The organism is Halomonas sp. NO4, assembly GCF_010994375.1.
Taxonomy (GTDB): Bacteria; Pseudomonadota; Gammaproteobacteria; order Pseudomonadales; family Halomonadaceae; genus Halomonas.
In genome coordinates this window covers 1-10,053 of the sequence record NZ_WHMA01000060.1, presented here as the reverse complement: position 1 = coordinate 10,053, position 10,053 = coordinate 1, and the positions used below count along the sequence as shown (strand labels likewise).

Below are 10,053 nucleotides of genomic sequence, written 5' to 3'. Positions count from 1 at the left end.
TATGGACATATATACAGCCTATGTCGATTTGACCACTCCTGCAAACCCAACAGTGCTATCCGAGTGGGCGAGGGTTCTCGCGGATTTCTGCTGAAAAGCGATGCCAAAGCAGAAGCAAGAACAAGAAAACGAGAGGCGCCGTGAACAGGTTGCAGAGGGGGTCATTGATGGCTCGGGGATCAAATGCCGAGCTTGTCGCGGGCCTGGTAGTACCAGGCCCCCAACGCCGAGAGCGGCACGCGCAGCAGCCACCCCCCGGGAAACGGCAGGTGGGGAATGCCGGCGAAGGCGTCGAAGCGCTCGCCCTGCCCCGCCATCACCTCGGCGATCAGCTTGCCGGCCAGATGGCTGCAGGTGACGCCGTGGCCGGAGTAACCCTGGGCGTAGTAGACATTGCCGTTGATCACGCCGAACTGCGGCAGGCGGTTGAGCGTCATCAGGAAGGTACCGCTCCAGGCGTAGTCGATGGCGACGTCCGCGAGCTGCGGGAAGGTCTTGAGCAGCTTAGGCCGGATCACCCCCGCGATGTCGGCGGGGTCTTCGCCACCGTAGTTGACGCCGCCGCCGTAGAGCAGGCGGTTGTCGCGGGTCAAGCGGTAATAGTCGAGCAGGTAATTGCAGTCCTCCACCGCCTTGTCACCCGGCAGCAACTCGCGGGCACGCCCCTCGCCGAGCGGCGCGGTGGCGACGATCTGGGTGCCGCAAGGCATCGACTGGCCCTCGATCTCGGGCAGCACCCCGCGCAAGTAGGCGTTGCCGGCCATCACCACGCGCTCGGCCCTGACCCGCCCCGCGGCCGTGCGCACCACCACCGGCTCGTCGTACTCCACTGCGCTGACCGGCGTCTGCTCGAAGATCGTTCCGCCCAGCGACTCCAGGGCCGCAGCCTGGCCCAGCACCAGGTTGAGGGGGTGGAGATGGCCACCGCCGTGATCCACCAGGGCACCGGCGTAGCGGTCGGAGCCGACCTCGCGCTTCACCGCCTCCCCCTCGAGCAGTTCCAGCTCCCGATAGCCGTAGCGCTCCCACAGCACCCGGTGCTCGCGCAGCCCCGCGAGCTGCCTGGCGTTGCAGGCGGCAAAGAGATTGCCGTCGCGCAGGTCGCAATCGATGGCGTAGCGGGCGACGCGGTCGCGGATGATGCGATTACCCTCGAAGGCCATGTCGCCCAGGGCACGGGCCGTCTCGGCGCCGAACCTGGCCTCGATGACGTCCATGTCGCGGCTGTAGCTGTTGACGATCTGGCCGCCATTGCGCCCTGAGGCGCCATAACCCACGCGCGCCGCCTCGAGCACCACCACCGAGCGGCCCTGCTCGGCGAGGTGCAGGGCGGCGGAGATACCGGTGAAGCCGGCGCCCACCACGCAGACGTCGCAGTCGATCTCCCCCGCCAGGGCGGGTCGCTCCGGTGCCGGACTGGCCGTGGCCGCATACCAGGAGGCCGCGTGCTCGCTGGCCGCCGTTGCCGTCATGTCATTTTCCTCGATTACGTGTGTATCCGGTCGACAGGTCTTCAGGGATGCCCCCTTTTCGACCTGACTCCGGGTAGCCCCTGAAGCATGTCCAGCGCCGCTCAGACCCGCAGCAGCAGGTGCTCGCGCTCCCAGGAACTGATCACCTGGAAGTACGCCTTGTGCTCGGCACGCTTGACCGCCAGGTAGCTGTTGGTGAAGCGCTCGCCGAGCACGTCGGCCAGTGCCTGGCAGTCGCGCAGGGCGTCCAGCGCCGGGCCGACGTCGTCGGGCAGGGTGTTGCCGCCGGACCAGGCCGAGCCGAGCATCGGCGGGCGCGGCTCGAGCTGGCCGAGCATGCCCAGGTAGCCGCAGGCCAGCGACGCGGCGATGGCCAGGTAGGGGTTGGCATCGGCCCCGGCCAGGCGATTTTCCACCCGGGTCGCCTCGGGCGACGAGACGGGCACGCGAAGGCCCACGGTGCGATTGTCGAGCCCCCACTCCACGTTGATGGGCGCCGAACCGCTGGTCTCGCCGCGCATCAGGCGCCGATAGGAGTTGACGTTGGGGGCGAGCAGCGGCATCGCCGCGGGCAGGTAGCGCTGCAGCCCGCCAATGTAGTGGTGGAACAGTGGGCTCGGCTGGTCACCCTCCCCGGCGAAGAGGCTGTGGCCCCGCTTGAGGTCGACCAGGCTCTGGTGGATATGCAGCGAACTGCCCGGTTCGTTGGCCATGGGCTTGGCCATGAAGGTGGCGTACATGCCATGGCGCAGTGCCGTCTCGCGCAGGATGCGCTTGAACATCACCACTTGGTCGGCGAGCTCCAGCGGGTCGCCGTGCTGGAAGTTGACCTCCATCTGCCCCGCCCCTTCCTCGTGGATCAGGGTATCCAGATCGAGATCCATGGCCTCGCAGTAGTCGTACATCTCCTCGAACAGCGGGTCGAATTCGTTGACCGCATCGATGGAGAAGGACTGGCGGCTGCTCTCCTGACGGCCAGTGCGGCCGATGGGCGGCTCCAGAGGATAATCGGAATCGGTGTTGGTCTTGACCAGGTAGAACTCCACCTCGGGGGCGACCACCGGCTTCCAGCCGCGCTCAGCATAGAGGTTCAGCACCCGCTTGAGCACGTGGCGCGGCGCCAGCTCCACCGGCTCGCCGGTGAGGTAGTGGCAGTCGTGGATGATCTGGGCGGTGGGGTCATCGGCCCAGGGCACCAGGTAGATGGCTTTTAGGTCAGGTACGAGCTCCATGTCGCGTTCGGCGGGATTCCAGAAGCGGATGTCCTCATCGTCCGGGTAGCCCCCGGTCACCGTCTGGATGAAGATCGAGTCGGGCAGGCGCGGCCGGCCCCCGTTGAGGTACTTGCCGGCGGGCATGATCTTGCCCTTGAGAATGCCGGTCAGATCGCTGACCAGGCATTCGACTTCGGTGATGCCGTGCGACTGGAACCAGTCGTTGAGCAGCGGATGGTCCTGGGAATGGCTCATGGGGTTGTCCTTGCGGAAAGTGACGGACTCCCGGCCCGGCCGGGAGCCGTGCGTTCAGCGTGACTGGACCTCCGACCACAGCTGCTGGAAGGTCTGCAGCGCCTCGCCTTCCAAGCTCGGGGTGAAGCGCAGCCGCGCCATGTCGGCTTCGCTGGGCTGTACCGGCGGCTGGGTGAGCACCTCGTCCAGGTAGGGCGCCGCCGCCGCGTTGGGGCTGGCGTAGTAGTTGTAGTTGGAGAGCTGGGCACCCACTTCGGCATCCAGGATGAAGTCGATGAACTTGTGGGCCATATCCGGGTTGGGCGCCTCGGACGGAATCAGCATGGCGTCCACCCACATCTCGGCGCCCTCGTCGGGGATCATGAAGTCCAGGGTAGCGAAGGTCTCCGGGTCCTCGTCCTTGAAGAAGAGGTAGTCGCCGTTGTAGCTCATGCCCGCGTGAGTGACGCCGCGGGCCAGTTGCTGCAGCGCCGGGGTGCCATCGGTGAAGCCGCTGAAGGTGTCGCGCTGCTTGGTGTCGATGATCAGTCTGGCGGCCTCCTTCCAGGCCTCGGGATCGGTACAGTCGTAGCCATGGCCCAGGTAGGCGCAGGCCGCGCCCATGCTCACCTGGCCGTCGCCCATCAGCGCGAAGGGATGGCTGGGGTTCACCTCCGGGTCGAACATCAGCGACCAGCTCTTGGGCGCCTCGGGAAAGGTCTCGGTGTTGTAGACAAGCGCCGTGGTGCCCCACTGGTAGGGCGCGCTGAACTCGGCGCCGGGGTCGTAGGCCGGGTCGCGGAACTGTTCCATGACGTTGTCGAGGTTGGCGAGCTTCCCCTTGTCGAGCTTCTGCACCAGGCCGGTCTCGATCAACCGCGGCACGTAGTAGTTGGACGGCACGATGATGTCGTACTGGGAGACCCCGCCGGCATTGAGCTTGGCGAACATCTCCGGCAGCGAGTTGAAGTAGTTCTGCACCACGTCGACGTCGTGCTCGGCCTCGAAGGCGGCGATGATCTCAGGGTCCATGTACTCGGTCCAGTTGAACAGGTATAGCTTGTTCTCTTGGGCCTGGACGCTGCCGGCAAGCAGCAGCCCGCCGAGGGACAGGGCCAGGGTGGCGTTGCGCATTGTCATCTTGTTCTCCTCGTTTCCCCTTGGGTCGTTGGGTGCCGGCTCATGCCGGCCGGCGACGGCTGAACACCAGGCTCAGGATGGCCGCGACCGCCACGGCGCCGAGCATCAGCGTGGCAATGGCGTTGATCTCCGGGGAGACCCCCTTCTTGATCGCCCCCCAGATGTAGATGGGCAGGGTGGCGCTCTCCGGTCCCGCGGTGAAGAAACTGATCACGAAGTCATCCACCGACAGGGTAAAGGAGAGGAAGAAGGCGGAGATCAACGCTGGCTTGATGGTCGGCAGCATGAAGTGCCGCGCGCGCTTGGCCGGCGAGGCGTAGAGGTCCTTGGCCGCCTCGAAGAGCGTCGGGTCGAGCCCCACGAAGCGCGAATAGACGATCAACGCGACGAAGGGAATCTGGAAGGTGACGTGGGCGATGATCATGGTGCCCAGGCCCGGCTGCAGCAGCCCCGTCAGCTCGTGGAGCTTGACGAAGAAGGCCATCTCGGAGATGCCGAAGACGATGTCCGGCAGCACGATGGGCAGATAGATCAGCACGATCAGCCAGCCCAGCTTGCGATGGCGATGCCGATACATGCCGTAGCCGATCAGGCAGCCGACCCCGAGCGCGATTAGCGACGAGACGATGGCCAGCACCAGGCTGTTGGCCAGCGCCGAGAGGATCTCCTCGTTGCCCAGCAGCCGTTCATACCAGCGCAGGGAAAACCCGGTGAAGCTGGCCGCGCTGTTGGCCGCATTGAAGGAGAACAGCGCCACCACCGCCAGCGGCAGATAGAGGAACAGCAGCGTCAGCCACCAGAAGCCGGCCAGGGCGCGGCGGAAGGTACGTTTGGTCATATTACCACCTCCTCGCCCCCGCCCAGTCGCCGGCCGATGCGGCGCATGGCGTAGAGGCCGATGAAGGTGGCGATGAGCATCAGGATCGCGCCGGACGCCCCCAGCGGCCAGTTGGCGGCCCCGGCGAACTGATTGGCCACCAGGTTGCCGAGCATCATCCCCTTGCCGCCGCCGAGCAGCTCGGGAATGACGTACATGCCGAAGGCGGGAATGGCCACCAGCACGATGCCCGCCAGCAGCCCCGGCAGCGTCTGCGGGAAGACCGCATGCCGGAAGGCGCGCAGCGGCGAAGCGTAGAGGTCTCGGGCAGCCTCCACCTGGGCGGTGTCGAGCTTCTCGAAGGCGGCATACAGCGGCAGCACCATGAAGGGCAGGAAGTTGTAGACCAGGCCCAGAGTCACCGCGAAGTTGGAGGGGTAGAGCCCCATGTTGGGGGCGATCAGGCCCAGCCCCTCGGCGAGCTGCGACAGCGGCGTGCCGGGCGCCAGCAAGTTCATCCAGCCGAAGGTGCGGATCACCTGGTTGGTCCAGGAGGGCACCACCACGGCGAGCAGCATGATCGGCCGCCACCTGGCGCGCGACGTGGCGATGTAGTAGGCGATGGGATAGGCAATGACCACAACCAGGGCGGTGGCCACCAGCGTCTGCACCAGCGAGCGCAGCAGGGTATAGAGATTGCCGGGGCTCCACCCCAGGAAGCCGAAGCCGGCCAGGCGCCGGAACGACTCCAGGGACAGCGGCATCTCGGGCAGGCCATAGGGGCCGGTGGACATGAAGGCCACGCCCATCAGGTAGGCACTGGGCAGCACCAGGAAGATCACAATCCAAGTGGCCCCGGGCGCCACGGTCAGCAGCAGGTGGCGCGCCTCGCGCACCATGGCGCGACTGCGGGCAGTGGGCAGGGTACCGGCATCGGCCATGGCGCGCTCCTTACTCGGCCAGAGTGACGAGATCGTCGGCGGCCACCGCCACGGTGACCCGCTCGTCGACCTCGGGGAGGTGCCGGCCGCGGTTGTTGAGCGTAGCCTGCAGCGTGGTCCCGGCGATGGCCAGGCGGTACTCGGCGTGGCTGCCACGGTAGAGCCGTTCGATGACCCGAGCCGGCAGGTGGTTCACCCCCTCGACATCGCCGGGCAGCAGATCCAGGGTCTCCGGGCGGATCAGCAGCAGCGCCCCGTCACCGGGATTCGCCACGTGCAGCTCGCCGAGCGGCGTGGTGAGCGTCTCGCCATTCCGGGCGATTACCGGAAAGAGGTTGTCATGGCCCATGAAGCGCGCCACGAAGGCGTTGACCGGATGCTCGTAGACCTCCCGCGGCGGCCCCACCTGCTGGATCAGCCCGCCGTTGAGCACGGCGATGCGATCCGACATCACCATCGCCTCCTGCTGGTCGTGGGTGACGAACACGAAGGTCATGCCGAGCCGCTTCTGCACCCGCAACAGCTCCACCTGCAGCTGACTGCGCAGCCCGGCATCCAGCGCCGAGAGGGGCTCGTCGAGCAGCAACACGTCGGGCTCGCAGACCAGCGCCCGGGCCAGGGCGATGCGCTGGCGCTGGCCACCGGAGAGCTGGTCGACGCGGCGGTCGATGAGATCGCCCAGCTGGATGAACGCGGCGATCTTGGCCACCCGCGCGTTGCGCTCGCCGACGGGCAGGCCCCGCATCTTGAGGCCGAAGGCGAGGTTGTCGCGCACCGAGAGGTGCGGGAAGAGCGCGTAGGACTGGAAGACGGTGTTGACGCTGCGCTGGTGTGGCGGCACCTCGGTGATGTCGCGGCCACCGATGGCGAGCTGCCCCTTGTCGGCCTCCTCGAGTCCGGCGAGGATGCGCAGCAGCGTGGTCTTGCCGCAGCCGGAGGGCCCCAGCAGGGTGAAGAACTCACCGGGCCGAATGTCTAGATCGACCCCGGCCAGGGCCACGGTGTCGCGACCGAAACGCTTGTGCAGCCCCTGTAGTGCGATGGACGAGGCGTCGCGCCGGGCGGTGTCCTGTGGAACCGAGGTCGGCGCGGTCTTGTCGGCGGTATCCGTCGTGATCGCATCGCTCATGGGTGGGCCCTCGTGGTTGCGGCCGCGGGCTTACAGCCGATCACGCAGCTTGTAGAAATGGGTGGCCAGCACCAGCAGCGGCAGGCGCAGCCGGCGGCCGCCGGGAAAGCGGCGGTGGGGCATGGCGGCGAAGACATCGAAGCGCTCGCTCTGCCCGCCGATCGCCTCGGCCAGCAGCTGGCCGGCCAGCCCCGCCAGCGCCATGCCGTGTCCGGAGTACCCCTGGGCATAGTAGAGGTTGATGTCGAGGCGGCCGAAGTCCGGAGCGCGGTTGAGGGTGATGGCCACGTCCCCGCCCCAGCGATACTCGATCGCCACGCCCTTGAGCACCGGGAAGAGCCGCGCGATCTTGGCATCCATACGCGCCGGCAGGTTGCGGGGCTCGCGGCCGTCGTAACTCACCTCGCCGCCGTAGATGAGCCGCCGGGAGGCCGAAAGGCGGTAATAGTCGAGCACGAAGTTGGCGTCCGACAGGGCGTCGTTCTGCGGCAGCACCGCCGCGGCCTGCGCCGCCGTAAGCGGCGCAGTGGCAACCATGTAGTTGGCGGCGCGCATGATGCGCCCGCCGAGCTCCGGCACCAGGCCGCTCTGGTAGGCGTTGGTGGCCAGCACCACGAAGTCGGCGCTGACCCGCCCCGCCTCGGTAGCGACCACCGGGCGCAGGCCGCGCCGGATGGCGCGCGCGGCGCTGTGCTCGTGCAGCGCGACGCCGGCTTCCCGGGCGGCGCTCGCCAGCCCCAGGGTGTAGTTGAGCGGATGCAGGTGACCACCCTCACGCTCGTAGAGTGCGCCGGGGTAGGCGTCGGTCACCACGTGCTCGCGCAGGGCGTCGCCCTCGAGCCAGTCGAGGGCCTGGTAGCCGTAGTCGCGCGCCATGCGTTCGCGGAAGGCCTGGAGCTCGCGCACGTGGCGCGGCTTCACCGCAGCGTGCAGGTAACCCCAGGCCAGCTCGCAGGGAATGGCGTGCCGGGCGATGCGCGCCGCCGTCAGGCGCACCGCCTCGCGGCTCATTTCCCAGACGTCGCGCGCCGCCTCGCGGCCCAGCGCCTTCTCGACGGTGGCGATGTCGGTGCCCAGCCCCGGCAGGATTTGTCCGCCGCTGCGACCGGACGCCCCGAAGCCGATCTCCCCGGCCTCGAGCAGCGTCACCGCATAGCCGCGCTCGGCCAGGTGCAAGGCCGTGGAAAGCCCGGTGATGCCGCCGCCGATCACGCAGACGTCGGCTCGTGCCTCGCCGACCAGCGGCGGGCAGTCGCCGAGCTCGACGGCGATGGAATCACGGTACCAGGAGGCAGGCCGTTCGAGGCGTCGCGATGCGGTAAGGGGAGATGCCTGAGTGTTCATGCGCACGGCGCTCTTTATTGTTGGTTCCGGTCAGCGGGCCCGGGGGACACCGCATCGATCGCCAACCGTCGGTTCAGTTTGACACCAGGCTGCGCGATGATGTCAAGTATTTGCTAACGTAAGCTCTCAACCCCGGAACGGCAATTTCCGCTATTCCGCGAAGGGTGCACCATTCGCGTCGCAGAGAAGTGCGCCCCACCGTGCCGCGGGAGTGTCAAATATCCAATGCCATCCATGGGCATTTCCCCTCACCCGATTCCCCGTGGCAGCGAGGCATTCTAAGGTGTACGACACAATGGCCGTGCCCATGTGCCCGGCATCCACCCTGACCCCGGAGGTCCCATGTCCGATTCTGCCGATATCCGCGACACCTTGGCTACTCGCACAGCGAGCGCCGAGCGGGTCGCCCGCGACCGCCACTACTGGATGCCGTTCAGCGCCAACCGCGACTTTCGCGCCCACCCGCGCCTGGTCACTGGCGCCGAGGGACGCTACTACCGCGACGACCGCGGCCGCCACCTGTTCGACGCCCTCTCCGGGCTATGGACCTGTGGCGCTGGCCACAACCGTCGCGCCATCCGCGAGGCCATCGCCGATCAGGCCGGCCGACTCGACTATGCACCCGCCTTCCAGGTCGGCCACCCGCTGGCCTTCGCCCTGGCCGAGCGGGTAGCCGAGCTGACACCCGAGGGCCTCGACCACGTCTTCTTCACCGGCTCCGGCTCCGAGGCCGCCGATACCGCGGTGAAGATGGCCCGCGCCTACTGGCGTCTCGCCGGGCGGCCGGAGAAGACGCGCCTGATCGGACGTGCCAGGGGTTACCACGGCGTCAACGTCGGCGGCACCAGCCTCGGCGGCATCGGCGGGAATCGCAAGCATTATGGCCAACTGCTGGAGGTCAGCCACCTGCCGCACACCCTGCAAGCCGACCTCGCCTTCACCCGCGGCCAGGCCGAGCGCGGTGCCGAGCTCGCCGACGCCCTGCTCGACCAGATCGCCCTGCACGACGCCAGCAACATCGCCGCGGTGATCGTCGAGCCCATGTCCGGCTCGGGTGGGGTGATCGTGCCGCCCAAGGGCTATCTGGAGCGGCTGCGCGCCCTCTGCGACGCCCACGACATCCTGCTGATCTTCGACGAGGTGATCACCGCCTTCGGACGCTGCGGGGCGCGCACTGGCGCCGAGGCCTTCGGCGTCACTCCCGACATCATGACCGTGGCCAAGCAGCTCACCAACGGCGCCGTGCCCATGGGCGCGGTGATCGCCTCGCCGCGCATCTTCGACACCTTCATGCATGCGGGCGGCCCGGGGCACGCCATCGAGTTCGCCCACGGCTACACCTACAGCGCCCACCCGTTGGCCTGCGCGGCCGGGCTCGCGGCCCTCGAGCTGTTCGAGCGCGAGGACTTCCCCGCCCAGGTGCGCGCCATTGCACCGGCCTTCGAGACCAAACTCCACGCCCTCAAGGGGCGGCCCCACGTCACCGACATCCGCAACTACGGCCTGGCCGGGGCGATCCAGTTCGCGCCCCGCGACGGCGACCCCACGATCCGCCCGCGCGATGCCCATCTAGCGCTGTGGGAGGCCGGCTTCTACGTGCGCTACGGCGGCGACACCCTGCAGTTCGGCCCCCCCTTCGCCACCACCGGGGCGGAGCTGGAGCGACTCTTCGACGCCGTGGCCGGGGTGCTCGACCACCTAGAGTGACTGCTCCCCGCCCTAAGCGCTGACGCGCCACGGGCGAGGCTTCCCACTTCTCAGG

8 protein-coding genes are annotated in these 10,053 nt (G+C 67.8%); 1 reads left to right on the top strand and 7 read right to left on the bottom strand.

The features are described from left to right. Window positions 1–179 precede the first annotated feature (179 nt). The 7 genes from FEF15_RS18650 to FEF15_RS18620 all read right to left on the bottom strand — a co-directional run bounded on the left by FEF15_RS18650 (window position 180) and on the right by FEF15_RS18620 (window position 8,291). Window positions 180–1,472 carry an FAD-binding oxidoreductase gene (locus tag FEF15_RS18650; protein WP_163560890.1) on the bottom strand — a complete coding sequence of 431 codons (1,293 nt, stop codon included), beginning with the start codon at window positions 1,470–1,472 and terminating at the stop codon, window positions 180–182. Window positions 1,473–1,573: 101 nt separating this feature from the next. Next, window positions 1,574–2,941 (bottom strand): glutamine synthetase family protein, encoded by a 1,368-nt coding sequence (locus FEF15_RS18645; RefSeq protein ID WP_163560888.1) that lies wholly within the window; start codon window positions 2,939–2,941, stop codon window positions 1,574–1,576. A gap of 54 nt (window positions 2,942–2,995) precedes the next feature. Further along, entirely contained in the window at window positions 2,996–4,060 is a 1,065-nt protein-coding gene (locus FEF15_RS18640; protein ID WP_163560887.1) for a spermidine/putrescine ABC transporter substrate-binding protein, read from the bottom strand. Window positions 4,061–4,100: 40 nt separating this feature from the next. Then, entirely contained in the window at window positions 4,101–4,898 is a 798-nt protein-coding gene (locus FEF15_RS18635; RefSeq protein WP_163560885.1) for an ABC transporter permease, read from the bottom strand. Further along, window positions 4,895–5,818 (bottom strand): ABC transporter permease, encoded by a 924-nt coding sequence (locus FEF15_RS18630; protein ID WP_163560883.1) that lies wholly within the window; start codon window positions 5,816–5,818, stop codon window positions 4,895–4,897. Before FEF15_RS18630 ends, FEF15_RS18635 begins: the two co-directional genes overlap by 4 nt. Window positions 5,819–5,828: 10 nt before the next feature. After that, the gene (locus tag FEF15_RS18625) at window positions 5,829–6,947 is read right to left on the bottom strand and encodes an ABC transporter ATP-binding protein (protein ID WP_163560881.1); all 1,119 of its coding nucleotides are present in this window, start codon (window positions 6,945–6,947) and stop codon (window positions 5,829–5,831) included. Window positions 6,948–6,977: 30 nt separating this feature from the next. Then, window positions 6,978–8,291: an FAD-binding oxidoreductase gene (locus FEF15_RS18620; RefSeq protein WP_163560879.1), complete on the bottom strand. Its 1,314-nt coding sequence runs from the start codon at window positions 8,289–8,291 to the stop codon at window positions 6,978–6,980. A 426-nt stretch (window positions 8,292–8,717) separates the two neighbouring features. Between FEF15_RS18620 and FEF15_RS18615 the strand changes: the two genes are divergently transcribed. Then, entirely contained in the window at window positions 8,718–9,998 is a 1,281-nt protein-coding gene (locus FEF15_RS18615; protein ID WP_240454242.1) for an aminotransferase class III-fold pyridoxal phosphate-dependent enzyme, read from the top strand. Window positions 9,999–10,053: the final 55 nt, after the last annotated feature.